Annotated in this window: 19 protein-coding genes and 2 tRNA genes; 9 read left to right on the forward strand and 12 right to left on the reverse strand. The window is 63.3% G+C overall.

Going from position 1 to position 24,762, the window contains the following annotated elements; translation table 11 throughout:
* Window positions 1–100: 100 nt before the first annotated feature.
* Entirely contained in the window at window positions 101–2,653 is a 2,553-nt protein-coding gene (pepN, locus tag CYJ17_RS05130) for an aminopeptidase N (RefSeq protein WP_087071048.1), read from the reverse strand.
* 189 nt (window positions 2,654–2,842) lie between these two features.
* Here pepN and CYJ17_RS05135 point away from each other — a divergent pair, with 189 nt between their 5' ends.
* Entirely contained in the window at window positions 2,843–3,439 is a 597-nt protein-coding gene (locus CYJ17_RS05135) for a mycothiol-dependent nitroreductase Rv2466c family protein (protein WP_087071047.1), read from the forward strand.
* Between the two features lie 118 nt (window positions 3,440–3,557).
* On the opposite strand, the gene CYJ17_RS05140 is transcribed toward CYJ17_RS05135, so the two are convergent.
* The 5 genes from CYJ17_RS05140 to CYJ17_RS05160 all read right to left on the reverse strand — a co-directional run bounded on the left by CYJ17_RS05140 (window position 3,558) and on the right by CYJ17_RS05160 (window position 9,811).
* Complete coding sequence (locus CYJ17_RS05140) at window positions 3,558–4,250, reverse strand: response regulator transcription factor (RefSeq protein WP_087071046.1); 693 nt, start codon at window positions 4,248–4,250, stop codon at window positions 3,558–3,560.
* Window positions 4,247–4,918 carry a sensor histidine kinase gene (locus CYJ17_RS05145; protein WP_180948888.1) on the reverse strand — a complete coding sequence of 224 codons (672 nt, stop codon included), beginning with the start codon at window positions 4,916–4,918 and terminating at the stop codon, window positions 4,247–4,249. Before CYJ17_RS05145 ends, CYJ17_RS05140 begins: the two co-directional genes overlap by 4 nt.
* A gap of 712 nt (window positions 4,919–5,630) precedes the next feature.
* Window positions 5,631–6,461, reverse strand: a complete 831-nt coding sequence (locus CYJ17_RS05150) for an ABC transporter permease (RefSeq protein WP_087071044.1) — start codon at window positions 6,459–6,461, stop codon at window positions 5,631–5,633.
* Entirely contained in the window at window positions 6,458–7,534 is a 1,077-nt protein-coding gene (locus tag CYJ17_RS05155) for an ABC transporter ATP-binding protein (protein ID WP_234984526.1), read from the reverse strand. The genes CYJ17_RS05150 and CYJ17_RS05155 overlap by 4 nt, the downstream gene beginning before the upstream one ends.
* A 231-nt stretch (window positions 7,535–7,765) precedes the next feature.
* Window positions 7,766–9,811, reverse strand: a complete 2,046-nt coding sequence (locus tag CYJ17_RS05160) for a M13 family metallopeptidase (protein WP_087071043.1) — start codon at window positions 9,809–9,811, stop codon at window positions 7,766–7,768.
* A gap of 216 nt (window positions 9,812–10,027) precedes the next feature.
* On the opposite strand from CYJ17_RS05160, the gene CYJ17_RS05165 reads away from it, so the two are divergent.
* Window positions 10,028–10,474 carry a ribose-5-phosphate isomerase gene (locus tag CYJ17_RS05165; protein WP_087071042.1) on the forward strand — a complete coding sequence of 149 codons (447 nt, stop codon included), beginning with the start codon at window positions 10,028–10,030 and terminating at the stop codon, window positions 10,472–10,474.
* Between the two features lie 26 nt (window positions 10,475–10,500).
* Here the strand turns inward: CYJ17_RS05165 and epsC are convergent, their stop codons facing one another.
* From epsC to CYJ17_RS05185, 4 genes are all read right to left on the reverse strand, one after another.
* Window positions 10,501–11,073: a serine O-acetyltransferase EpsC gene (gene epsC / locus CYJ17_RS05170; protein ID WP_087071041.1), complete on the reverse strand. Its 573-nt coding sequence runs from the start codon at window positions 11,071–11,073 to the stop codon at window positions 10,501–10,503.
* An 84-nt stretch (window positions 11,074–11,157) separates the two neighbouring features.
* The gene (cysK, locus tag CYJ17_RS05175) at window positions 11,158–12,090 is read right to left on the reverse strand and encodes a cysteine synthase A (protein ID WP_101595237.1); all 933 of its coding nucleotides are present in this window, start codon (window positions 12,088–12,090) and stop codon (window positions 11,158–11,160) included.
* A gap of 201 nt (window positions 12,091–12,291) precedes the next feature.
* The gene (locus CYJ17_RS05180; protein WP_087071039.1) at window positions 12,292–12,945 is read right to left on the reverse strand and encodes a TetR/AcrR family transcriptional regulator; all 654 of its coding nucleotides are present in this window, start codon (window positions 12,943–12,945) and stop codon (window positions 12,292–12,294) included.
* A gap of 97 nt (window positions 12,946–13,042) precedes the next feature.
* Complete coding sequence (locus tag CYJ17_RS05185) at window positions 13,043–13,681, reverse strand: IMPACT family protein (RefSeq protein ID WP_087071038.1); 639 nt, start codon at window positions 13,679–13,681, stop codon at window positions 13,043–13,045.
* Window positions 13,682–13,903: 222 nt separating this feature from the next.
* Between CYJ17_RS05185 and rpmF the strand changes: the two genes are divergently transcribed.
* Both rpmF and CYJ17_RS05195 read left to right on the forward strand, forming a co-directional pair.
* Complete coding sequence (gene rpmF, locus CYJ17_RS05190) at window positions 13,904–14,068, forward strand: 50S ribosomal protein L32 (protein ID WP_016442420.1); 165 nt, start codon at window positions 13,904–13,906, stop codon at window positions 14,066–14,068.
* A gap of 136 nt (window positions 14,069–14,204) precedes the next feature.
* On the forward strand, window positions 14,205–16,757 hold the full coding sequence (locus CYJ17_RS05195; protein WP_159455028.1) for a MaoC family dehydratase: 2,553 nt from the start codon (window positions 14,205–14,207) through the stop codon (window positions 16,755–16,757).
* A gap of 57 nt (window positions 16,758–16,814) precedes the next feature.
* Here the strand turns inward: CYJ17_RS05195 and CYJ17_RS05200 are convergent, their stop codons facing one another.
* Both CYJ17_RS05200 and CYJ17_RS05205 read right to left on the reverse strand, forming a co-directional pair.
* On the reverse strand, window positions 16,815–17,867 hold the full coding sequence (locus CYJ17_RS05200; protein ID WP_087071036.1) for a zinc-dependent alcohol dehydrogenase family protein: 1,053 nt from the start codon (window positions 17,865–17,867) through the stop codon (window positions 16,815–16,817).
* A gap of 337 nt (window positions 17,868–18,204) precedes the next feature.
* A tRNA-Pro gene (locus CYJ17_RS05205) sits at window positions 18,205–18,278 on the reverse strand.
* A 198-nt stretch (window positions 18,279–18,476) separates the two neighbouring features.
* Here CYJ17_RS05205 and CYJ17_RS05210 point away from each other — a divergent pair.
* From CYJ17_RS05210 to CYJ17_RS05230, 5 genes are all read left to right on the forward strand, one after another.
* Window positions 18,477–18,547 (forward strand) — tRNA-Gly (locus CYJ17_RS05210).
* Window positions 18,548–18,793: 246 nt separating this feature from the next.
* On the forward strand, window positions 18,794–21,523 hold the full coding sequence (locus tag CYJ17_RS05215) for a hypothetical protein (protein ID WP_101657593.1): 2,730 nt from the start codon (window positions 18,794–18,796) through the stop codon (window positions 21,521–21,523).
* Between the two features lie 343 nt (window positions 21,524–21,866).
* Window positions 21,867–22,853 carry a methionine ABC transporter ATP-binding protein gene (locus CYJ17_RS05220; protein ID WP_087071034.1) on the forward strand — a complete coding sequence of 329 codons (987 nt, stop codon included), beginning with the start codon at window positions 21,867–21,869 and terminating at the stop codon, window positions 22,851–22,853.
* Window positions 22,850–23,623, forward strand: coding sequence for a methionine ABC transporter permease (locus CYJ17_RS05225; protein WP_087071033.1), 774 nt, complete (start codon window positions 22,850–22,852; stop codon window positions 23,621–23,623). Before CYJ17_RS05220 ends, CYJ17_RS05225 begins: the two co-directional genes overlap by 4 nt.
* Before the next feature lie 119 nt (window positions 23,624–23,742).
* Window positions 23,743–24,585: a MetQ/NlpA family ABC transporter substrate-binding protein gene (locus CYJ17_RS05230; RefSeq protein WP_087071032.1), complete on the forward strand. Its 843-nt coding sequence runs from the start codon at window positions 23,743–23,745 to the stop codon at window positions 24,583–24,585.
* The last annotated feature ends 177 nt before the right edge of the window (window positions 24,586–24,762 follow it).

Below are 24,762 nucleotides of genomic sequence, written 5' to 3' on the forward strand. Positions count from 1 at the left end.
CCGGAGCGGGCTGATTAAATGCCACGGTGCGGGAACCCATGGCGAGTTCCCGCACCGCTTGTGTATCGGAATAATCAGCTACGTGGCTAGCGCGTAACTTTTAGTTCCCAGCCTTCCGGTCGGCTTCCTGGTTGCGCACCGCGCGGGCGGTGCCGTCCACCACTTCGGAGACGATACGCCGGCAGGCCGGCGCCGCATCCGTGGTGGCCAGCCATTCCTGGCCGAGGGCCAGCAGATCCACCCCGAGGTCGGTACGGCCAGCCAGCTGAGCCGGGTAGGCGTACTCGAGCATATTCGAGGCGATTTCCACCGAATTGTTATCCCACATGTCCTTGGCCACCGCGAAGTACTTCTCTGCGTAGGCACGCACGCTTTCGGCGGAGGAACGCCCGGTGCCCAGGGCGAGATTGCGCTGGCGGGTATTGGTTTCCGGATGCACGATTTCTTCCCAGACCTTTTCCTTGGCCGCGCTGTCGGGCAACGCTCCTTCGGCCTGGGCCGCGAAAATCTGCCCGAAGGAGGAAGAATCGCGGGCGAACTCAGCGTCAATATCGGCCTGATCGGCCCGCCCGTTAGCCGCCAAGGCGATGAGGATATTCCAGCGGACTTCCTGATCGACGTCGTACCCTTCCGGAACGGCCACGCCGTCGCGCCACCCGGCAATAAGGCCGAGCTGCTCCTCGCTCACGGCCCGGCGCATCGCCGCACCCATGAGCTGGAGCTGGCGATCCGAACCCGGTGCCGCGGTGAGCGCCAGTTCGAAAATGCGCTCGGAAACGGCGGCCGCGAACTCGGTGCGGGTGGCCGGGTTGGAGTAGAGCTCCACCGCGGAATGCAGGGAGCCGAGCACCACGCGCAGCACGGTGCCATCGGTTTCATCCGCCAGCACCGCCAGCGCAATATCGGCGTAGGTGTGGGCGTCGAGTTCGCCGTCGCGCATCATATCCATCGCCGCGAAGACCACCACGGAGCGATCCAGGTGGTTATCGAATTTCTCGAGATTCTCCAGCGCCACCCGGAAGGAATCAGCATCGAAGCGGATCTTGGCGTAGCCCCAATCCTGGCTGTTGAGGAGAATAAGATCGGGGCGCTCAGCACCTTGGAAGGAGGCGATCTCGGTGCGCTCACCGGCAATATCCACCCACTCGGATTTCACGCAGCGCAGCCCGTCCCCGTCCAGGTCGTAGCCGGCAATGCGGATACGGTGCGGGCGCAGCGAAGAGTTCGCGTCGTTGCTCTGGACCACGGTGAGCCGGTCGATAACCCCGCCGCTGGCCTCCACTTCGGGCCGCAGGGTATTGACGCCGGATTCCTCCAGCCATACCCGGGTCCATTCCTTGAGGTCACGCCCGGAGGAAGCTTCCAGCTCGGTGAGCAAATCGGTGAGTGTGGCATTGCCCCACTTGTGCTTGGCAATATAGGCCCGCACCCCGGCCAGGAATTGTTCCTGCCCCACGTACGCCACCAGCTGCTTGAGCACCGAAGCGCCCTTGCCGTAGGTGATGCCGTCAAAATTGACGAGCACATCTTCCAGGTCGCGAATATCCGCGGCAATCGGGTGGGTAGAGGGAAGCTGATCCTGCTGGATCGCCCAGGTCTTCTCCGAGGCGAGGAAGGTGGTCCAGGCATCCTTCCAGCGAGTGTTATTGGCGGCGGCCAGGTGGCTCATGAACTCCGCGAAGGATTCGTTGAGCCACAGGTCATCCCACCACTTCATGGTGACCAGGTCACCGAACCACATATGGGCCTGTTCGTGCAGGATGGTGATGGTGCGCCGGTCGATAATCGCGCCGGTGGGCTTGGTGCGGAATACATAGGTTTCCACAATGGTCACCAGGCCCGGGTGCTCCATGGCGCCGGCATTGTATTCCGGGCAGAACACCTGGTCGTACTTGCGGAACGGGTAGGGATGCCCGTAATTGGCTTCGTAATACTCGAAGCCCTGGCGGGTGATGGTGAAAATCTCATCGGCATCCAGGTAGGGAGCCAGCGACTTACGCGCGTATACGCCCAGCGGAATATCGCGCCCGTCGATGGAATGGAAGGGTTCGCCTTCCACACCCTCGTAGGGGCCGGCCACAATCGCCACCAGGTAGGTGGATAGGCGCTCGGTGGGCGTGAAATCCCAGCGCGCCTTGCCTTCGCCCAAGGCCACCGGCTCCGGGGTGGGGGACACGGAAAACACCTTCCAGTTCTCCGGCGCGGTCACCGTAAAGGTGAAATTCGCCTTGAGGTCAGGCTGCTCAAAATTCGCGAAGACCCGCCGCGCGTCCGCCACCTCAAACTGGGAGTAGAGGTAGACCTCGCCGTCGGCCGGATCCACGTAGCGGTGCAGGCCCTCGCCAGTGCGCGAGTAGTACTGGGTGGATTCCACCCGCACCGTGTTCTGCGCCGCGAGGTTGGGCAGCGGCAGGCGCGAATCCTGGTAGCTGGCCGGGTCGAGCTCCGCGCCGTTAAGCACCACGCGCTCCACCGACTTCGCGATGAGGTCGAGGAACGTATCGGCACCCGGCGTGGCCTCAAAATCAATTTCGGTAACCGCCGCGAAAGTTTCCTCCCCGGTGGTCAGATCAAGTTCAATGCGGTAATTCTGCGTCGCTACGATCTGCGCGCGTTCCGCAGCTTCTGCGCGGGTGAGATTAGTCCCGGCCATCAAGCTTCCTTTCCTTGGCTTTCAGCACAATTTACGTGAAATCCTACCGGTTCTGGCGCGCCCTTGCCCGCAACGCCCGCTTTCAGCCGCACCGTTCGCGCGCCGTTGCCGCACCGTTTGCGCCCCGTTCCAGTTTCGCTCATGGCGCGAGGCGGCCCACGGCGCCCGTTTTCACGCTTGGATAGAACCATGAGCACTCAGGTTGAATTTTGGTTTGATGCAACATGTCCGTGGACGTGGATTACCTCCCGCTGGGTCACCGAGGTGGCCACCGCCCGTGATTTCGCCGTCACGTGGCGGCCTTTCTCCCTCGCGATCCTCAATGAGGGCAAAGATATTTCGCAGGAGTACCGCGCCCACGTGGAGGAGGGGCGCGAAACGGCGCTCGTCGCCATGAAAATCGCCCAGCTGGAAGGTAACGAGAAGCTCGGCGAGTTCTACACCGCGTTGGGCCAGGCTATTCACGAAGACCGGCGCCCCGTGGGGCGCGAGATTCTTGCCGAAGTGCTCGCGGCTCTCGGCGAAGGTAGCGAATATTTGAACGACGCCGCCCATTACGACGCCGCCCTGCGTGACAGCGTCGCATCCGGGCTGGCGCTCGTCGGCGACGAAGTCGGCGTGCCCATTATTTCTTTCGACGGCGCAGCCTTCTTCGGCCCCGTCATCTCCCCGGCCCCGCACGGTGAAGCCGCCCTCGCCCTCTGGGATGGCTGCCTCGCCCTGGCTCGCACCCCCGGTTTCTTCGAGCTCAAGCGCTCGCGTACCACGGGGCCAATTTTTAGCTAGCCGCCGAGCTTGCTCCTCGGCTCAGCTGCCGTAGTTCCGCCCGCGGGTGTGCTGGTAGCTGCGCACCGGTGTGACGGTTAGCTCTGCACCGGTGCGCCATGCGCCCGCGGGTGCACGTTTAGATCCACCCGCGGGCCCGGGCGAGCTGCGCCGCCTCGGTGCGGGTGCTCGCCCCCGTTTTCCCGATAGCGGCGGACAGGTGATTACGCACCGTCCCCTGCGAGAGATACAGCTGCGCGGCCATGCTTTTCACGGTCGCCCCGCTGAGCGCCAGCCGCAGCACATCACCCTCGCGCTCGGTGAGCGGATTGGGCCCCATCTGCAAGGCCTGCGCGGCCAACTGCGGATCGATAGCGTAGCCGCCGCCGGCAACGGTGCGCAGCGCCGCGGCGAGCTCCTCAGCCGGCGCATCTTTCACCACGAAACCGCGCGCTCCGGCCGCCATGGCGCGCTGCAAATACCCGGCACGCCCGAAGGTCGTCACAATAACGACGCCGCAGCCGGCCCCCGCCGCCTGCAGTGCCTGCGCTGCTGCGATTCCGTCCACGCCGGGCATTTCAATATCAAGGAGCGCAATATCGGCACCGGTTTCCGCAACGGTGGGAACGACGGCGCTGCCATCTTCCAGCTGCGCGACTATCTCAATATCCTCTTCCAGGTTGAGAAGCGCCGCCAAAGCCTCGCGCACCATCCGCTGATCATCGGCGATCACTACCCGGATGGGGCGGCGGTGCCCCGTAGCCGCACCGTTGCCCACGTGCGAGTTGGTGGCGGGGGCAGCACCGCCATCTACTTGTGCGCCGTCGTTCATAAGACCACCTCCACGCGAGTTCCCGGTTCCAGCCGGCTAATCGCCAGTGTTCCACCGGCAGCCTCCACGCGCTCGCGCAAACCGGTCAGCCCGGTACCTGCCGGAGCCCCCGTAGGGATACCTACGCCGTCGTCCTCCACCCGCAAGCGCGCGCCAGTCTCCCTCTGCTCGATAGTGATGGTGCAATTGCGCGCACCCGAATGGCGCACCGTATTCGTGACCGCTTCGCGCACCACCCACGCGAAAAGCTGGGCGGTGAGGAGGGGAAGTTCCGGGGGAGGCGTGAAATGCGCGGTGATACGCGCCGAACGGAGCAGTGCGTAAGCAGAATCCAGTTCGACGTCGAGAGTGGGCTGGCGCAGGTCGGTGACGGTGGCCCGCACCGTGTCGATAGCATTGCGCGAAATTTTGAGACTGTCTTCTAATTCAGCGCGGGCCGCCTCCGGATTGCTCTCCAATAATCTCGCGGCCAGTTGAGTTTTCACGGTGATGGCGGTCAGCGAATGGCCCAGCACATCATGGACGACGGAGGCCAGTTCAGAACGCTGCTCGGAAAGGATGAGCTCCGCGCGCATCCGCGCCGACCGCGTGGCAAATTCTTCCAGCAACCGCGAGATGAGAATGGGGATCATCGGGATAATAATGCTGCCCAGAAATGCTGCCCACACGAAATCATACGGTGCCCAGATATGGGCCGCCGCTCCGCCCGCGAAACACACAAGCCCGCACGGAATCCCGGGTATGAGCGGGAGCGAAAAAATCCATACTGCCGCGACGAAGGGTGCCGTGTAAGCGAAGCCAAAGGGGAAAGGACGGATAAGTGCCGCGCAGGCAAGCAGCGGAATGCTCCATAACGTGAGGGACACCCAGCGGGGCCAGGAGGGACGCATATCCGGAAATTGGAAAATCAGAATATACGTCAGTCCAAACCCGCAAATTCCCGCGTAACCGAGGCCGCGCTCAAGTGGAGTGAGACTTGGTGTTAAGAGAACTCCAGCGAAAGGAAAGACCAGGAAGATGAGCCAGATCCCGCTGCCGAAGAGCATAGTCAGGCGCTCGCGGTGGGTGGTCGGGGCCGCCGGTATCTGGTTGGCGGTGCGCCACATGCGGTTCAAATAATGGCTGGAGGGCGATGCTGCGGAGGCAGACGGTGCGGCGGTGGCCGGGGCGGCGGTGGCCGCTGAGACGGCGCTGACCGCTGAGACGGCGGGGGACGGGGCTGAGCCTGCTGAAAGAGCGGCGGGGGACGGGGCTGAGCCTGCTGAAAGAGCGGCGGGGGACGGGGCCATACCATGAGCATAGCGGCCGCGAAGTTCCTCCGCGGCCGCTGCCCGTGCCTGCTGATGTGCTCGCACGTTAGCCATATCTTAGCGCGGTACTCTAGCGCCGCACCGTCGAACGGCGCAGGGCCACGAGCGCCAGTGCCGCGAAAATCATCGTCCACACCGCCACGTTTCCAATCGCCCAGGCGAAGGATTCAGTGGGAAGGGCCTCCGGCATACCCGGCGTGGCGAAAGCACCGGTAATAATCACGTCCCCGTTCTGAGGCCAGTGCGCCAGCACGCCCGCCCCGTAGAAGGGCGTGTACCGGGCCAGCTCCATCATGGATCCGCTCAGTGGCATAAAGAGATTACCGAGGAAAGCGAGGAGCACCACCACACCGGAGGCAATGGACACCGCGGTTTCGCTGCGGAGCGCCAGGGCAACGGCAAGGCCGAAGAAAGCGAAGGGGAAGACGCCCACCAGGCACAGCCCGGCGCTCGCGAGCCAGATTCCGGGGGTATCAAATTGCGCGGTGGTCAGGATTCCGAGGAGGAAGGTCGCGCCGATGGGGAGGCAGGCAATGAGGAGGCTGACGATGATTTTGCCCGCCAAGTAATCCCCGCGGCGCATGCCGGTCAGGGCCAGGTGGCGGCCCCAGCCGCTGTCATGCTCCACGGCGGCGGCGCCCGCCATGGATGTCGCGGCGGTGGCCGCCCCGTAGAGGGCCAAGCTCACCATGACGTAGGCGGCGATGGTGCCCCCGGGAATGTGCTTGTCCGTTCCCGGTGAGGCCACTCCGAAAACCGCGAAGATCACGAGGGGGAGGGCGATAAGGAAGATAAGGGAGTCCACCATCCGCAGATTTCGCCAGAGCTCGTGGCGGATATAGGAGAAGAAGATATTAGTGCGGGAACGAGGCGCAGCCGGGCTGGCTATGAGGGTGGTCATGAGAGGGCTCCTTCGGGTGCCGCGGCGGCGGGCGAATCGGTGTGCGGGGAGGCCGTGAGGCTGAAGAACGCATCTTCGAGGCTGGCGGCAGAAATCTGGAGATGGGAGCCGAGGCCTTCATTGAGAATCACTGCGGCAAGCCGATCAGAATCAGCCACGGTGAAACGCACGAGGTCGCCGTCTCGTGCCACCGTGTCGGCGCCGGTGCGCCGGGCTAGTTCTTCCGGAGAGATGGCGGCCTGCGGATTCCAGGTGACGGTGAGGTGGTGGCGTTGCTGGGCGGTAATATCCGCGACGCTCCCGTCCGCCACGATGCGCCCGTTATTCATGAGGATGACTCGCTCGGCGAGGTCCTGGGCTTCTTGGAGGTAGTGGGTGGCGAAAATAATGGTGCGCCCGCGAGCGGCGTCGGCCCGAATATGCTCCCAAAAGTCACGGCGCGCCGTGGCATCCAGCCCCGCGGTGGGCTCATCGAGGATAAGCAGCTCTGGGTCGGATAGCAGGGCGGCACCGAAGCGGATGCGCTGAATTTGCCCGCCGGAGCATTTCGCGATTTTCCGGGAAGCGAAGTCGCTCATGCCGGCGCGTTCAATAACGTCGCTCACCGGGAGATGGAAGGGGAGGCAATCGGCGAGGAAACGGAGGGTTTCCGCGGCGGTGAGATCACGGAGCATTCCACCGGTCTGCAGCATGGCCCCGATGTGCCCGGTGAGAGCCGGGGAACCGGGAGTCTGGCCGAGAACTTCCAGGGTGCCGCGGCTGGGTTTGGTGAAGCCGAGCACCATATCGAGGAGCGTGGTTTTCCCGGCACCGTTGGGGCCGAGGAGCGCCACGATCTCCCCGGTGTCGATTCCGAGGTCGATATTATCGACGGCGCGCACATTCCCGAAATGACGGCTGAGGGCGCGAGCGGAAACGGCTGGCTGTGCGGTGCCGTCTGGCTGCTTCGCGGCGGCCGGCTGTGCGGTGCCGTCTGGCTGCATCGCGGTGGCCGGCTGTGCGGTGCCGGCTGGGGGCGTCGCTTGATCCGGCCGGGCCGGGTGGGCCGAGTTGGCCACGGGTATTGTGTTCATGCCATCAGTGTAAAAATTGGCGGCGGTGCGCCGGAACTGCCATGCATCACCAATTCTTCATGACAGATGTCATGGATAGGTGGCCTGGTCAGTCCGGCGCTCCGCCGCCGGTACGCCGTGGCAACTAGGCGCGCGTTAGCGCCGTCGTCGTACTATTTGGGCCGTGCATACGGAATAGTGCGTATGCGCGATTGCCGCGCCCGCGAATGCCGTATGCGCGAAAGAGCGCTTTTACCAAATACGCACGCGTTCTTCCGGGGCGAGGTAGAGGCCGTCGCCTTCTTCGAGGCCGAAAGCCTGCGCGAAGGCGTCGATATTTTTCACCGTGCCGTTGCACCGGAATTCGGACGGGGAATGCGGGTCGATGGCGATGAGCTGGCGCGCCCATTCGTCACGGTTCTTGCCCTGCCAGATCTTGGCGAAGGAGAGGAAGACGCGCTGCGCGCCGGTGTAGCCGTCAAGCACGGGGGCAGTTTCCAGAGTGAGGCCCTCGCGTTCCAGGTGAATCTCATAAGCCTTGAGCGCGATGGACAGGCCGCCCAAATCCCCGATGTTTTCACCTTGGGTGAGCTCACCGTTGACGTGGAAGGCCTCATCCCCATTCAACTGGGCCGGAATATAGGAATTGAATTGCGCGATAAGAGCCGCGGTGCGCTTCTCAAATTCGGCGCGGTCCTCATCCGTCCACCAGTTGTTGAGGGAGCCATCCGCATCGAACTTCGAGCCCTGGTCATCGAAACCGTGCCCGATTTCGTGGCCGATCACCGCGCCGATACCTCCGTAATTGAAGGCCGCATCGCGATCCTGCTCGAAGAAAGGCCATTGCAAAATAGCGGCGGGGAATACGATCTCATTCCACTGCGGGTTGTAGTAGGCGTTGACCGTTTGCGGATTCATATGCCATTCGCTGCGATCAACTTCCTTGCCGAGCTTGGCGATATTTTCCTCCACCTCAAATTCGCAGGCGGCGCGAATATTGGCCAGCAGATCCGTGCCGATCTGCATGGAGGAATAATCCTTCCATTTATCGGGGTAGCCGATCTTCGGGGCGAAAGTATCCAGCTTGGCCAGGGCGCGCTCCTTGGTGGCCTCACTCATCCAGTCAAGGCCCCGGATGGACAAGCGGTAGGCATCCAGGAGATCCGCGACCAGCTGATCCATGGTTGCCTTATGTTCGGGCGGGAAGTAGGAGGCCACGTAAAGCTGGCCCACCGCTTCGCCGAGCACGCCATTGACCAGCTGCACCGCGCGCTTCCAACGATCCCGCTGCTGGGTGGTGCCGGCCAGCACCTTGCCGTAGAAATCAAAATTCTTCGCGTCGATCACTTCGGGCAGGTAGGAGGCACGCGCCAGCAGAATGCGCCAACGGGTGTATTCCTGCAAGGTTTCCAGCGGGGTTTCTTCCCACAGCTGCGCGGCAGCCTGGAGCGCTTGCGGGGTGGTCACAATAATGGTGCCGAGCTGATCGGGGTCATAGCCGATAGCGCGCAGCGCGCTTGCCCAGGGGAATTGCGGGGCCGAGGCCACGAAATCCGCGAAGGACATCGGGTTATTGACCTTATCCATATCCCGGGCATCCGTGCGGCTCATATGCGCGGCGGCGAGCTTCGTTTCCACATCGATAACGCGCGCGGAAGCGGCCGTGATGGCGGGGCTGGGCTGGGTGGCCGCTTCATCAAAAGCCAGCTGGGCTAGTTGCGGCACAAACTCCCGGTAAGCATCCAGCATGGGAGCGAATTGCGCTTCGCGGTAGTAGGCTTCATCAGGCAAGCCCAGGCCGGACTGGCCGATGGAAAATTCGTTCACATTGGGATTGGCCAGGCTGGGGGCTACATCCACCCCGAAGAAGCTATCCACCCCGGTGCGCATGAGCGCGCCGATCACGCGGGCCAGATCTTCCTTTGTTTTCGCACTAGCTACCGGATCGAGATCAGCGGCGAGGGGAGCGGTGCCCTTCTCATTAATCGCCGCGGTATCAATAAATGAACGGTAGAGGGCCACAACCTTCGCCAGCGATTCCGCCGGAACGCCCGGCGCGGAATCCGCGGCCGTTTCCGAAGAGGTGGCGCCCGCCGCATCAGCGGCCTTCTCAATGAGTTCACGCACGTGGAGCTCAGCTTCATCGCGCAGATCGATAAAGGAACCCACCGACACCTGATCGGCCGGAATTTCCTTTTCACGCAACCAGGTGCCATTGACGGCACGGAAAAGATCATCCTGGGGGCGCACCGAAGTATCAGCGCCCGAAAGCACGGCATGCAAAGCAGTATCAGTCATGTGTCCAGGGTAGTGGACGCCTACGACACTTTAAATAGCGCATCGCCACGGGCGCAGCTTCCCGTTCCCGCCGGGCTCGTGCTAGTGGCGCCGTCGCGCCGCCGCACCGTCGCGGCGCACCGTGGGCGCCGTATGCACCGTTGGCCCCGTGGGCGCCGTCGCTGCACCATCCCCGAAGTAAAAGTGACAAGCGGCACAATAGGATAGGATTGCTGCATGCGAGTACATATTGGAACAGATCATGCCGGTTTCGAGCTCAAGGAATTCCTGGTGGAGATGCTCGAAGCAAGTGGCTACGAAGTTGTTGACCACGGCGCAAAAACTTACGATGCGCTCGATGATTACCCCGCCCCGTGCATTGCCTGCGGGCAGGGCGTTGTAGATGACGCCGGGTCGCTGGGCATCGTGCTGGGTGGCTCCGGGAACGGCGAGCAGATTTCCGCGAATAAGGTGCGCGGGGTGCGCGCCATCCTCGCCTGGAATGAGGATACGGCCAAGCTCGGGCGCGAACACAATAACGCCAACGTCATTTCCATCGGCGCGCGCCAGCATACCCAGGAAGAAGCCTGGAACCTGGTCAAGCTTTTCCTGGAGACGCCCTTCAGTGAAGATGAGCGCCACCAGCGCCGTATCGATCAGATCGCGCGGTACGAAGGCGCCTAAAGCAGTACGAAGGCGCCTCAAGCGGCCTAAATATATATCGCCGGATCGATGAGTGGTTCGTGATGGGCCGGGGTGCGTACCCGCGCGGGGATTCCCACCGCGGTCGCTTCCGCCGGCACATCATGAACGACGACGGCGTTCGCGCCCACCTGGGAACCGTCCCCAATGTGAACAGGGCCTAGTATCTTTGCGCCTGCCCCCACCATGACACCATTTCCCAAAGTGGGATGGCGTTTGACCGGTTCGGCTGATGACCCGCCCAGGGTCACCCCGTGGTAGATCATGCAATCATCGCCGATCTCCGCGGTTTCCCCGATCACCACACCCATGCCGTGGTCAATGAAGAAACGGCGGCCAATGTGGGCGCCGGGGTGGATTTCCACCCCGGTGAGCAACCGGGTGGCTTGGGAGAGGAGGCGCGCCGGCAGCCGGAGCCGCGGCGTCGCCTCCCACATCGCGTGTGCCACCCGGTGCCCCCACACGGCATGCACGCCGGAGTAAGCCAGTACCACTTCCAGGCGGGAACGCGCCGCCGGATCGCGCCGGCGCGCCGTATCAATATCTTCCCGCATGAGCCGGAGTGCTCGAGATAAACCCATAGGACCTACTCTAGCCGGCCGCCCGCGCCGTGGGCGTATAGCCCCGCGCCAGGTTGGCCTGCGCCGTCGTACCGGTACCTCCCACTAGTCGCGGTAGGGATCGAAAAGGGGAGTGGAGGCGTAACGCTCACCGAAATCGGGGATGATCACAACGATGCGCTTGCCGGCAGCTTCCTCGCGCCCCGCCACCTCGAGGGCGGCCTGGAGCGCGGCGCCTCCGGAAATGCCCAGCAGCAGGCCCTCCGAGGTGGCAGCCGCGCGGGCCACCTCAAGAGCCTTCGCGGTGGGAACCGGGATGACTTCGTTGTAGAGCTCCGTGTCGAGAACCTCAGGCACGAAATTCGCGCCGATACCCTGGATGCCGTGCGAACCGGCCCGCCCTTCGGAGAGCAGCGGGGATTCGGCCGGCTCCACCGCGATAATCTTCACGTCCGGGTTGTGGCGGCGCAGCGCGCGGCCCGCACCGGTAATGGTGCCCCCGGTGCCGATACCGGCAACGAAGTAATCAACCTTGCCTTCGGTATCCGCCCAGATTTCCTCACCGGTGGTCTTTTCGTGGATCGCCGGGTTGGCGACGTTCGTGAACTGGCTGGCCAGGATCGCGTTCTCGGTAGTTGCCACGATTTCTTCGGCGCGCGCCACGGCGCCCCGCATGCCTTCCTTCGGATCGGTCAGCTCCAGGCGCGCCCCGAAAGTGCGCAGCAGCATGCGCCGTTCTACCGACATGGAAGCCGGCATCGTCAAAATAACCTTGTAGCCGCGCGCCGCGCCCACCCAGGCCAGGCCGATCCCGGTATTCCCGGAGGTGCCCTCCACGATGGTGCCGCCGGGGCGCAGTGCACCGGCCTTTTCAGCGGCGTCGACAATGGCCACCGCCACCCGGTCTTTCACCGAGTTGGCGGGATTGTAAAACTCAAGCTTGGCGAGGACTTCCGCGGAGCTGCCCTCCGCGAGCTTATTGATACGGACGAGGGGCGTGTGCCCCACTAGTTCAGTAGCGTCGTTGAAAATGGTCATATTTTCCTCCTCGGGTACGCTAACGCCGCTGCGAGCCATATTGTTCCCGCCGCTCCATCGTATTTTCTGGAGCGCGCGCGGCGCGCCGTGGCCCGAGATATGGATAGAGCTGGGCAAATGCCCGCGCTAGCCGCGCGTTCCCGGCGCGGCGGAGTGTTCTTGCGGAAACCGGAGCGGCGGGTACGGTGCGCGGACGGCGCGCTAGCCGCGCGTGGTGGTGCCTGATTCCTGCGCGCGCCGTTCGGCCTCCGCGGCGAAAGCCGGAATGAGGAAATCGAGTTTGGTATCGAGGTTGGCCCGGTCGCGCCATTTCAGGCGGGAGAACAACACAATATTTCCGCGGGTGGGCTGGGCGATATCGGTATCATCTTTGACGTTATTGAATGACGCCGCCGCGGCGTGCGTGGCCATAATGATATTGGTAACGGTATCCACCGCCAGCAGCCCGATTTCCACATCCCAGCCGGCGATATCTTCGAGCGCATTAATAAGGGCGTTGAGGTGCGGGGCGATAAAACGCGAGGTGGCGGAGAACTGCACGAAAAGCAGATCGAGTCCCGGGTGAGTATCCATGAGCTCCCACACTTTATTCGCATAATCGCGCAGCAACGCATCCGCACTATCCCCTTCGGGTGGGGGATATTCGCTCGAAACACGCGCCAAACATGCTTCCATGAGGTCTTCGCGGCTTTTGAAAAGGCGATAGAGAGCGGATGTAGCCACACCGAGCTTCTCGGCAACCTGGCCGAGCGTGAATCGATCCAAACCGATGTCGAAAACTGCATCGATTGCTTCATCGGCAGTAAAGGTCGGTTTAGGGCCGGTCTTCTTGTGTGACCGCAGGGGGCTTCTCATGGCATCACCGTATTCAGTGGTTGACGTATGTCGATACGGCGCAGCACGATGTGGCCGTTTTTGTTTATTTTAACGCGCTATAGACGAGTCGTCATGTTTATCCAGGTAGAGGGACCTCGATAATCGCATCCTTAATTTGTTCGACGCCGACATTCCCCGCGGATAACTCTGCCATCATAGCGGCCAGGGCTGCGCCGCGCTCCGTGGAAATATGCAGTTCAACACCGTGGTCGCGGTAGTCCATCTCCGGGGTGAAGCCGGCGCCCGAAAGGGCAGCAATGTATTTGCCGGCATCGGAATGGGGGAGGAAAGCCCGGTAACGGGGCACGACGCGCCGTTCCACCATGCGGGCTTGGCCGAGCGCTTGGGTTACGGAATCCGAATATGCGCGCACCAGGCCACCGGTTCCCAGCAGGGTTCCCCCGAAATATCGGGTCACCACCGCAACGACGTCGGTAATGCCCGCGCCGAGGAGAGTATCAAGCATGGGGCGCCCGGCGGTGCCGGAGGGCTCGCCGTCATCAGAAGAACGGTGGATCGGAGCGCTTCCCAGAACGGAGACCACGTAAGCGCTGCAATGGTGGCGCGCATCGGGGAAGCGCCGCTTCTCACCGTCAATCACGGCGCGTGCCTCCGCCTCCGTGGCAACCCGCGCCAGCACCGTGATAAAACGCGAACGCTTGATCTCAAGTTCGGTTTCGTAGCGCGCCCCGGCCTCTAATAGCACATCCGACATATCGGTATTGTCTCATCACCGCTGGGTGCACCGTGCCGCACCATCCCCCCTACGGGGCGCGGCGATGCTTGATATCTCACACGCGCCATCTGGCGCGGCGGGGAGGTGATGAGGTAGACTCATTCGCTGTGTGTTATTGAAGTGCCGGTTCCGGCGCGGATATTCACGAAGATTCGTAGCGGCTGCGCAGGGCGGCCCGGAAAGTAGAGAGGAGCGGTTGACATGGCAGTACCTAAGCGCAAGATGTCCCGCAGCAACACCCGCTCTCGTCGCTCCCAGTGGAAGGCCGAGCTCACCGAGCTCCAGACCGTCCGCGTGCGGGGCCGCGAAGTGCGCATCCCGCGCAAGCTGGCCAAGGCTTACAAGAAGGGTCTGCTCTCGGACTAAGTCCGCGGGAAGCTCAAGCTTGCTTACCCTCGTGAGGATTCCTCACGGGGGTATTTTTTATCTTGCGGGGTAGTTGCTGGCAGCAGCGGGCAGCTCATTTCCTAGAATGGAAGGGACACCGACGAAAGGGGTCCCCATGCAAACCCGTCGCTACGCCGCCATCCTCGCCGCCGCGGCCCGCCAAAAACTCAGCCGCCGCGCCGTTCCTCAGGCTGACGAGCTGCCGCGGGTGAAAGTCCACGCGGTCGCCGAGCGCGCCGTGGGAGAAGGCATCGCCCGTTTCGCCGGCGGGGGAGTGGGCGGCCACGCCCCGGCTGCCCTGCTACACCAGCTGTGCCTGGGCCCCACCCTCGATATTCTTGCCGACTCTCGCCTGCCCCTGGTGGCCACCGGTGCCGTGATCACCGACCTACGGTGGGAGATTCTCAGCCCCGTCCCCTTCGGCCGCCCTCTCACGGTGCGGGCGTGGGTGGCCAGTTTCGAGCGTGATGAGAAGGGAACGGCGCTACGCGTCGCGGCGGATATTTTGTACGACGGCGCAGTATGTTACCGGGAAATCGCCCGTTACCTGGACCGCGGCAGCTCCGGGAGCCCCGTGCACCTCACCGGGGCAGAACCGCAACCCGAGCACAGTGTTTGGCCGGAGGGCGGCGCACCGTCCGCACCATCCTCGGCCCCCGCTCCATCGGCACCTGGCGCGCCGTCCGCGCCGGGCGCCGCTCTCGACTTCCGTACCGAATTTGGGGTGGATGAGGCCGGGCATCTGCGCTACGCCACCCCCTACGCTCTGGCCGAACGGCGCTTCACCGCCAAAGACGCCCGCCATTGGGCCCGCCTGACGGGAGATATCAACCCGATCCACCTCTCGGGCGCCACTGCGCGCCTCTTCGGCTTTAGCGGGGCGGTGCTCCACGGCGCCGCCACCGATGCCTGGGCTTGCGGCCAGCTCGGCCTGCGCGGGGATGCGCAGGGCAGCGGGGAGGTCAGCTTCCGGGCGCCGGTGGTGCTGCCCCAAAAGGTGGTGCTGCGCGCCGTGGGGGAGGAAGGCGCCGTCGCCGTGGTGGAAGAACGCACCGGGCGCGACCTCGTCCACCTGCGCTACACCAGTTCGGAATTACGCGAGGCGCAGGCCGGCATCGTGCTCCCCATCCGCGAGGGGAAACCCTCGAGCACCGCGGTCTCGCGGGGCATGGTAGAAGTCTTCGCGGAAGGCGACGCCGCGCTCGCCGCATCCCTTGAAGAAGCAATTCCCTGGCGCCGTACCTACCGCGAGCCCTACGCGCAGCTCACCCGGATCGATGATCCGGCCCACGGGGCGCAGGCGGCGCGCGCCGGCCTGGACTTCGTGCACAGCACCCTCACCTTGCATGACGGCACGCCGCTCGCCGAACTGCGCCCGCGCGGCGGGGCACCACGGGGCGAAATCCTGCGGGGCACCACGGTGCCCTGCCCCTTCACCGTGCCCTTCCGAGGCCGGGAGATTCCGGAACACCGGCGCGGGGCAACCCGCCAGGATGCCCGCGGGGACTACGTGTACCTGAGCGGCACGGAGCTCCTGGACCACCTCGCGCTCTGGGAAGAAAACGGGCGAGTGCAGCCGGGGGTGCTGGCGGCCCTCACCGAGGTGGTGCACAACCCGGAGATGATGCGCCTGGAGGGGCGCACCGTGGCGGTGCTCGGTGCCGGGGCGGAGCTCTCGCCCGCGCCCACGCTGCTGGCCACCGGTGCGCGGGTGGCGGGAGTGGGGCGCAGCGAGTCGCGCCGTATGCGCACCCTCCGCGCCCGGGCCCTGGAAGCTGCCGGGGACCTGCATATTGCTCCCTCGGGCTTCGGTGATGTGACCGCGGCCCCGGATGCGGTGGCCGGCTGGCTTCTCTCCCTGCCCGGCGACCTCGTGGTGGTGGATACCCTATACGCTCCCGGATATAAGTTCGTGCTGGTGGAAGCGGGAGCGGATGCGGTGCTGCGCATGGTGGGCGAAGAAAGCGCGGCCGCCTTTGCCTGGTACGGTTCCCCCACGGATGCCTACCCGGTGGCGGGGAACGACGCCGCAGCGGCTGGCGCCGCTGAACTCTCTGGCGGCACGGACCTCGCCAACGCCGCTGAGCTACCTAGCCCCGCCGAGCTACCTGGCACCGCCGAACTCCCCGGTGGGCTGCTTTCCCGAGCGGCGATCCGCAGCTGGGCGAAGCTCGCCGGGGCGCGGCCTGCCCGGCAGGGCGGCGTCGTCAATCTGCTCCAAGATATCCAGGGCCCTAATTACGCGGCAGCTAAACGCATCGGGCGGTGGCGCGCCACCGTGGAGCGGGAAGCCGGGCGGGATATTTCCTACACCATCGCGCCGATGGCCCGCACCGAATCGGTCCTCATTTCCCAGCCGCTACGCGCCGGATATGCCGGATTGGAACGGCTGGGATACCCGCCCCTTGCCGCGGATACCGCCGCGGCCCTCCTCGCCGGCCTGCTGGTTTGGGATCTGCACCATCCCGAAGCCACCGCGGCTTCCACCAGTTTCCTGACCGACCGCGCCCTGGACGGCGGGCTTCTTTCCATTCCCTACCAGCCCAATGACCTGGCCGGGCTCGCGCTCCTCAGCGGGGCGGAGAAACTCCTCGGGCGCCCTAGCAAACCTACGGCCGGGCGCTTACGGGAGCGCCCGGCCGTAGGGGATGCGTCCTCGGGTTACTAAACGAGGGAAGGCTGCTAGGAGCCCGAGGACAGATCTGGTTGGAGTGGACAGGTTCCTTTAGTGGATAAGGACCTTGAGGGCATTGGTATCCGCGGCGTGGGCGAAAGCCTCATAGGCTTCCATAATGTCCTCGAAGGCGAATTCGTGGGTGACGAACTTATCGGCGGGCAGCTTCTTGGCGGCCACCAACTTGAGCAGCATTTCCAGGGTATTGGTGGACACCAGGCCCATAGAAATATTGATATTGGCGATCCACAGCTTGTCGATAGGCAGATCAACCGGCTTGCCGTGCACGCCCACATTGGCCACGTGGCCACCCGGGCGCACAATCTGGAGGCAGGTATCGAAGGTGGCGGGAACACCCACGGCCTCGATGGCGACGTCGACACCTAAACCATCGGTGAGGGCCATGATCTGCTCCTTCCAATCGGCGGAGCTGTTATTGACCGTGTGGGTGGCACCGAAATCACGGGCGCGATCCAGGCGCTTATCATCGAGGTCAATGGCGATGACCTTGGCCGGCCCGTACAGGCGCGCCGTCATGACCGCGGCCAGGCCCACGGGGCCCGAACCAACCACCGCGACGACATCGCCCGGCTTGACCTTGCCGTTCTGCACCCCGATTTCGAAACCGGTGGGGAGGATATCGGAAAGGAGGATACCTTCCGCATCGCTCACGCCTTCCGGAATCTTGTACACGGAATTTTCCGCGAAGGGCACGCGCACGTATTCGGCCTGGGTGCCGTCAATCATGTAGCCGAAGATCCAGCCGACGCCCGGCATACCTTCGGGATCCATGCAGTGGGCGTACATCCCTTCACGGCAGTAGGAGCAATGCCCGCAGGAGCTCACGCAGGAGAGAATCACGCGGTCGCCGACCTTGAGGTTCGTCACGTTCGAGCCAACTTCGGTGATGCGGCCAATTCCTTCGTGGCCCAGAATGCGCCCGGGCTGCACTTCCGGGGTGTCACCCTTGAGGATGTGGAGGTCGGTACCGCAGATCGTGGTTGCTTCCATCTTGACGATAACGTCGGTGGGTTGCTGGATTTGCGGGTCAGGAACTTCTTTCCATTCCTTAATACCCGGACCTCCGTAGACAAGAGCCTTCATAGTTTTCTCCTCATTGAGTCGCTCTGGTGAATGCGGTGCCGTGACTGGCGCCACGCTCTCTAATCTACTGGGACGTATGGCCTATGGGAAGAGCGTGTGGCGGCGCGTTGTGTAATTTCGATCACGCGGGAGATTTACAAGAAATACGTGAAAACATGCGGGAAAGTGGGTGGCGTGATGGGTGAAATGGGTTGACGTGAGTACCGTGCCTGGTTGGCGTAAATTAAGGACATACGTCCCGCGTCGGTCCGGTCTTGTGGAAATTGCGCGCTGCCAGCTGGCGGCGTCGTCGTTCATAAAAATATGGCGAGGCTGCAATAAACGAAAGAATGTACGGTCGGGACGGCGGGACTTGAACCCGCGACCCCCCGCTCCCAAAGCGGGTGCGCTACCAAACTGCGCCACGTCCCGTACTGGTTGTGTATACGTTGCCGCGTGCCGGAAACTGAATGCTCCCGGCCTACCGGCCTTGCGGCACGACCTAGGCAACGTGCCTAGTGTAATGGATTCTGGCCGGTGCTGCCCACGGCCCCGGGGTGCGTAACGGAGTGGAACTCTTGGGGGTGGGGTGGTATTCTCTTCGGGTAGCGTTCGCGAAAGCGGCTCTGCGCGAGTGTAGTTTAGTGGTAAAACCTCAGCCTTCCAAGCTGATGATGGGAGTTCGATTCTCCTCACTCGCTCTGTATTTTCGCTGGTCATCAGGCGAATATTTATAGAAACTCCCGCGCAATGTTTTTACTTTTCCCGGTGCCATACCATGCCCCACGAGGGAAATGCCTCACTTTCACGATATTATTTTCAATCTATAGGTATTCTATAATAATGATTGCACCTATGTCGTTAGGATCATTATGTTGAGAAAATCTGTCGCAGTCGGAGCTGCGTTAGTACTTTTAGGTTCTGGAATAGGAGCTGTCACCTCCGCTGTGGCAGTTCCCGCGCCGGCGAGCGAGCTGCCCGCGGGCTTTGTGCCCGCCGATGCGGTAGCCGATGTGACTTCGGTGGTGGTGAGCGCGACCGGCAATAGTTGCACGGGCCGTACCCTCCGCACCGCCAAGCCGGATGACGGGAAAACCTACCCGGCTCAGGATAGTTACTACACCAATAGTGTGACGTATTGCCTGGATCAGTCCTTCGTGACCGGCGATAACAAGATTTCGTGGAACGCCGCCACAAAAACCCTGTGGTTCAATAATTATGTCCAGGACGCCACGAACTCCTACAAGCGCGGCGTGTCCGTGGACACGGGCAAGATCGCTTCCGATGTGACGGTCAAGTTCAGCGGCACAAACGTTTTCACCGCCAGCGAGGGCGGCTACACCGCGAACGCCCTCTATTTCGCCGGCAACCAGGATGGCCTCTATAAATACGTCCTCGATTTTGACGGCGACGCCACCTTCGATGCCACAAACACCATCAATAAATACCCGGTGAATCTGGAGGACAGCGATCCGAACGCGACCTGGCTCAAGGGTGGCTCGATTGGCCTCGACTCCTCGGGTGCGCCGATTGAAATTGTGGGTCAAGGCAAGCTCACCGCCGTGGGCAGGGATATTACCTGCGAGAAGTGCGGGACGGGGGATAAAAACACCGCGATGAGCACCGCGATCCGCAGCACCGCGGACCTCAGTATCGGCGGCAATGTTCAGGTCATCGCCCGCGTCACCAACGAAACCGGTTTAGCAACCGGCATCAACGCCTGGAAGAACCTCAGCATCGACGGCACCCAGGGCGCCACGGTCACGGTAGAAGCCAGCTCCAACGCCTCCACGGCAACGGCGATTATACAGGCCGGCGGCGGCGATACCGATAACACCGGCGACGTTTTGAGCATCACCAACGCGAAGGTCACGGCGCAGGCAACGGCGCAGGGGCAGTCCAGCTTCGGCGTGTACAGCGCGGGAGACCTCAACGTTGGGGGCACCTCCGCGCTGAGCGTCACCTCCTCCTCGCAATCGCAAGGGTACGGGGTGTACGGCGCGGCGCAGGTGAAGGCCGACGGCGCAGCCACTCTCACGGTGGCCGCTTCCTCAGCGAATGTTGCTGGCGGAGTTGTCGGCGCCACCGGGGTGACGTTTGCGAGCACTGGCGAGAGCCTCATCAAGATGAACGGGGCCAAGAACGCTCCCGCGATTTTCACGGCGGGCCAAGGCACCTGCCGCTTCCTGGGCACGGGGAATGTGACCGCCCAAACCGAGGGTGGCTACGGCGCCTACCTCACCTGCCCGAATACCGAATTTGGGGATCGCATTGGCGTGACCAAGCCCGGTACCTTTGCCCTGGCCGAATTTGCTAGCGGTGCATTCACGGTGGATGAGAATCTCGACAGGAACAAGGTGGCCGGCCCGGCAGGTACCAGCCCGGTTTCTTCTACCGCACGCACACGCTTCGTGGTCAATCACAAGGGTCAGCGCACCGGGAACTGGACGATTGGCCAGGGCTACGTGGCGCAGATCGGCAATACATCACAAACTGGCACCGTGACCGGCCAGGTTGTTGAGCCCGGCTCGCAGCACTATCCGGAAGGTACCGCGCGCCAGCATATTTTCACCGCGCCGCAAGCCCAGGTGAGCACGAGCGCGCAGCCGAGCATCCCGGCGGGGGAGAAGAATCTGCCCTTCGCCTGGTGGACGGTATCTGAACTGGCCACTCCCGCGGAGCAGTTGAGCAAGGAAGCCCTCGGGCAGAATGCGCAGGCGAATCCCGCCGATAGCGCCCTGAAATTCGCCATGCCGGCCGAGGATCTTACATTGACCCCGGTCTACGGCACGATTATTGTGCCCGCGGCTCCGGTGACCGCCCCGCAGCCCTGCGATGGGAGCGGAACCGTGGCACCGGCGAAGGTAACCCTGCCGGAGAATGTTAAGGGCGTGACCTACGGTGAACCGGAGATTACCGGTACCACGGCCACCGTGACCGCGACTGCAAAGCCCGGGTACCTCATCGCTACGCCGGGGGCTGGGGCGAGCTACACGGTTGATGAGGACCATCGCACGGCCACCTGGACCCTGGATCTCACCTCAACCTCCTGCACGGCCACTCCGCTGGAGAAGCCCGCGGTCACCCCGATTGCCCCCACATTCGTTCCGGCAGATACCTGCGGGACGCCGGCCACGGTGAGCATTCCGGAATCCGCTTTCGTGGAGTACACCCGGGTGGAGGCGGATGGCAGCGTCACCGTGACGGCGCAGCTCAAGGATCCGCAGCGCTACACCTTCGCCACGGGAGCTCAGACCGAGTGGAGCTTCGATATTTCCGCCCGGCCGTGCCCCGTGCCCGAGCCGCCGGTGAACCCGGACCCGCCGGCGGGTCCCGACCCGGAGCCCGGGACTCCGGGTACACCGGGTACGCCTGGCGAGCCGAGTGATCCAGGTACGCCTGAGCCGCCGGTGGTTCCGGAAGTTCCGGGTACCCCGGATCCGCAGCCTGGAACACCCGGGACGCCGAGCGAACCCGCTGGCCCGGGCGCTCCGGCTGACCCGAAGCCTGCGCCGCAGCCGCAGAAGCCCGCGCCGGAGCAGAAGGCTCCGACGGTGAAGGTCAAGCGCCCCGCGGCCAAGCTCGCGCATACCGGCGCCGCGGCGGCAACCGGGATGGCGGGAGCAGCCGCGCTCATCCTGGGCGGTTTCGCGCTGCGCCGGAAGTACCGCGGCTAAGCGGCATTCGAGGCAGTACCGGAAGCGGCCGCGAGCCAAGCGATTGGCCCGCGGCCGCGCCTGGTCCCTAAGTGCCTAAAACAGCAGGTCACACGCCTGCCAGCTATCCCCTCGGGGACCTTGGTGAAATATTTGCGCAAAAGCTCGACCGGTAGCGCCGGCGGGGAAAGCGCTAAAATACCGGGGAAAACCGAGGGGATAGCGCTGTTTACGCCGCACAAACCCGCCGTGGCGTATCTCATGAGTGAGCTACCGCGTTGTTGTCCCCGGCAAAAACACCTACGATGATTGACTGTGCGCAGCATCCCCGCTGTGCACTAAGGGAAACGTCAGGGGATACGAGATGATCGAACTAGCCGAGGTGGAGAAGATCTACCCGCGCCGCGGAGCAGAATCCGTGGCGGCGCTGCGCGGCATTTCGCTCACCATCCCCACCGGGGAAATCCACGGCATCGTCGGCGAATCAGGGGCCGGTAAATCCACCCTCATTCGCTGCCTCACCGCCCTGGAAAAACCCACCAGCGGCGCCATTCGTATTAACGGCGAAGATCTCAACGCGCTGCCGGCCTCGAAATTACGGGCGGCCCGGCGCACCATCGGGATGGTCTTCCAGGGCGGCAACCTGCTGGAGGCACGTACCGCCGCGGAAAATATCGCCTACCCCCTCCAGATCGCCGGGGAAAAATCCGCGAAGATCGCCGAACGGGTGCGTGAGCTGCTGGGCGTCGTCGGCCTTGCTGATCGGGGCGATTCGTATCCATCCCAGCTTTCGGGCGGGCAGCGCCAGCGCGTAGCCATTGCGCGCGCCCTGGCCACCACACCTTCGGTGCTGCTCTGCGATGAGCCCACCTCCGCGCTGGACGCGGATACCACCTTGCAAATCCTCGAACTGCTGCGCGAAGTGCGCGATGCCTACGGGGTGACCGTCGTTATTATTACCCACGAAATGGACGTGGTGCGCCGGATCTGCGATTCGGTCACCCTCCTCGAATCGGGCCGGATTACCGCCGGCGGCACCATCGAAAGCGTGCTCGCGGACGTGAGTTCGCCCCTGGCGCGCCGCCTGGTGCCCGCCCCGGATATTGAAACAACCAATGTTTCCGGCTCCGTTATTGATATTGCCTTTACTGCCCGCCCCGGCGAAACTGCAGGCTCCCAGGCGCTCAGCCTGGCCGCGCGGCTCGGCTGCGATATTGGCGCGGGCGTTTTTGAATCTATCGGTGCGATCCAGATCGCGCGCCTGGCCCTCGTGGTCGATGACGCGCAGGTGGATACCGTTCTCACCGCGATGAACGAGGCCGGAATCACCGCGGAGGTGCGGGCAGCATGACCATTCTTAGCGCATTCTCGCCGGCGGTATCCGCCGCGGGACTCTTCAGCCCGACCCTCTCCGCACCGGTTAGATCCGCCGCGGCCGCCCTCCCGCTCGAGCGCGGCACCTGGTTCGACGCCCCGGAAATCAAGGACGGCCTGGCCCGTGCCACTTTCGAAACGTTGGCCATGGTGGGGATCTCCACCGTGATTGCCTCGGCGCTTGGCCTTATCCTCGGGATGATCCTGGTGGCGACCGGCCGCGGGGGACTGCTTCCCTCGCCTCTCCTCAATAAAACCCTCGGTTTTATTGTCAATGTGGGCCGCGCCATCCCCTTCATTATCTTCGTCTTTATCCTTATCGGCTTTTCGCGTGCCATCGCCGGAACGGGCAGCGCCTGGCAAGGCTTCACCGTTCCGCTCACGATCTCCGCGGCTTTCTACTTCGCGCGCCTGGTGGAATCCAATCTCATGGGCGTTGAGCGCGGCAAAGTGGAAGCCGTCCTCATGATGGGAGCCTCCCGCACCCGCATTATGTTCGGGGTGCTCATGCGCGAAGCGCTGCCGGCCCTCGTCCAATCCGTCACGATCCTCGCGGTCACCCTCGTCGGCTACTCGGCGATGGCGGGCGCCGTGGGCGGCGGCGGCCTGGGCGCCATGGCCCAAAACGCCGGGTACTACAATAACCGCCCGGATGTGCTCACGATCGTGGTGATCGTACTGGTGCTCCTCGTCATGGTCATCCAGGCGCTGGGTGACATGCTCAGCCGGCTGGTGGATCACCGCTAAGGAACCGCCGGCCGGGTCACGCACCACCGGGAAGCACCCGGACCAGCGCTGTCAGCATAACGGTGTACAGCGATCCGTCATCACCACCAACATTGTGAAAAATAGAGGAATATACAACCATGAAGAAGCTTTCGAAAATTGCCCTGGTAGCTGCGGTGAGCGCGCTCGCGTTGAGCGGCTGCGGTAGCTCGGATTCGTCCTCCTCCGCTCCCGCGAAGAACGACGACGGCGCGGTGCGCCTCGTTGTCGGCGCCTCGCCGGCCCCGCATAAGCAGATCCTGGAATTCGTCAATGACAACCTCGCCAAGGATGCCGGTTTCACTCTGGATATCCGCGAGTACAACGATTACGTGCAGCCCAATGTGGCGCTCAACGCCGGGGAAATTGACGCGAATTACTTCCAGCACCTGCCCTACCTTGAGAACGAAATCAAGGAAAAGAACTACACGCTAGACCACGGCGCGGGCATCCACATCGAGCCCTACGGCATCTACTCCAAGAAGATTAAGCAGCTCAGCGAGCTCAAGGACAATGCCGTGGTGGGCGTGACCAACGATCCGTCCAACCAGGCTCGCGCCCTCGACCTGCTCCAGAAGAACAACCTCATCAAGCTCAACCCGCAGGTTGCTTCCCCCACCATTTACGATGTGGTGGATAACCCGAAGAACCTCACCTTCCGCGAAGCTGATGCCCCCTCGGTTCCGAAGATCCTCCCGGATGTGGATATTGCGATTATCAACGGTAACTTCGCCCTGCAAAACGGCCTGGTTCCCTCCAAGGATGCTATCTACACCGAAGACCCGACCGATAACCCCTACGGCAATATCCTCGCCTGGAACTCCAAGGCCACCGGCGAGAAGCTCGAGGGCGTGAAGAAGCTGGATGCCGCGCTGCACAGCCCCGAAGTTGCCAAGTACATTCGCGATACCTGGCCCAATGGCGAAGTTATTCCCGCCTTCTAAGCACGATCGCCCCGCGCGTGATCACGCCGCGCGGATTTACCCCGCCGTGCCTGCCGCACCGGTAGGCCAGTGATCTCAGCTGCCCGGCGCCTCGCTTCGAGGTGCCGGGCAGCTGCGTCGTCGGCATGTTTCTGGACGCTCTTAGCGGCGGAGGCCTGAATGCTGCGCGGGTGAGAG

Source organism: Actinotignum timonense (assembly GCF_002860685.3).
GTDB lineage: Bacteria > Actinomycetota > Actinomycetes > Actinomycetales > Actinomycetaceae > Actinotignum > Actinotignum timonense.

What these genes read in the sequence shown, in the direction of transcription:
- pepN (WP_087071048.1), bottom strand. Translation starts at nt 2,653, where the DNA reads ATGGCCGGGACTAATCTCACCCGCGCAGAAGCTGCGGAACGCGCGCAG.
- CYJ17_RS05135 (WP_087071047.1), top strand. Translation starts at nt 2,843, where the DNA reads ATGAGCACTCAGGTTGAATTTTGGTTTGATGCAACATGTCCGTGGACG.
- CYJ17_RS05140 (WP_087071046.1), bottom strand. Translation starts at nt 4,250, where the DNA reads ATGAACGACGGCGCACAAGTAGATGGCGGTGCTGCCCCCGCCACCAAC.
- CYJ17_RS05150 (WP_087071044.1), bottom strand. Translation starts at nt 6,461, where the DNA reads ATGACCACCCTCATAGCCAGCCCGGCTGCGCCTCGTTCCCGCACTAAT.
- CYJ17_RS05155 (WP_234984526.1), bottom strand. Translation starts at nt 7,534, where the DNA reads ATGAACACAATACCCGTGGCCAACTCGGCCCACCCGGCCCGGCCGGAT.
- CYJ17_RS05160 (WP_087071043.1), bottom strand. Translation starts at nt 9,811, where the DNA reads ATGACTGATACTGCTTTGCATGCCGTGCTTTCGGGCGCTGATACTTCG.
- CYJ17_RS05165 (WP_087071042.1), top strand. Translation starts at nt 10,028, where the DNA reads ATGCGAGTACATATTGGAACAGATCATGCCGGTTTCGAGCTCAAGGAA.
- epsC (WP_087071041.1), bottom strand. Translation starts at nt 11,073, where the DNA reads ATGGGTTTATCTCGAGCACTCCGGCTCATGCGGGAAGATATTGATACG.
- cysK (WP_101595237.1), bottom strand. Translation starts at nt 12,090, where the DNA reads ATGACCATTTTCAACGACGCTACTGAACTAGTGGGGCACACGCCCCTC.
- CYJ17_RS05180 (WP_087071039.1), bottom strand. Translation starts at nt 12,945, where the DNA reads ATGAGAAGCCCCCTGCGGTCACACAAGAAGACCGGCCCTAAACCGACC.
- CYJ17_RS05185 (WP_087071038.1), bottom strand. Translation starts at nt 13,681, where the DNA reads ATGTCGGATGTGCTATTAGAGGCCGGGGCGCGCTACGAAACCGAACTT.
- rpmF (WP_016442420.1), top strand. Translation starts at nt 13,904, where the DNA reads ATGGCAGTACCTAAGCGCAAGATGTCCCGCAGCAACACCCGCTCTCGT.
- CYJ17_RS05195 (WP_159455028.1), top strand. Translation starts at nt 14,205, where the DNA reads ATGCAAACCCGTCGCTACGCCGCCATCCTCGCCGCCGCGGCCCGCCAA.
- CYJ17_RS05200 (WP_087071036.1), bottom strand. Translation starts at nt 17,867, where the DNA reads ATGAAGGCTCTTGTCTACGGAGGTCCGGGTATTAAGGAATGGAAAGAA.
- CYJ17_RS05220 (WP_087071034.1), top strand. Translation starts at nt 21,867, where the DNA reads ATGATCGAACTAGCCGAGGTGGAGAAGATCTACCCGCGCCGCGGAGCA.
- CYJ17_RS05225 (WP_087071033.1), top strand. Translation starts at nt 22,850, where the DNA reads ATGACCATTCTTAGCGCATTCTCGCCGGCGGTATCCGCCGCGGGACTC.
- CYJ17_RS05230 (WP_087071032.1), top strand. Translation starts at nt 23,743, where the DNA reads ATGAAGAAGCTTTCGAAAATTGCCCTGGTAGCTGCGGTGAGCGCGCTC.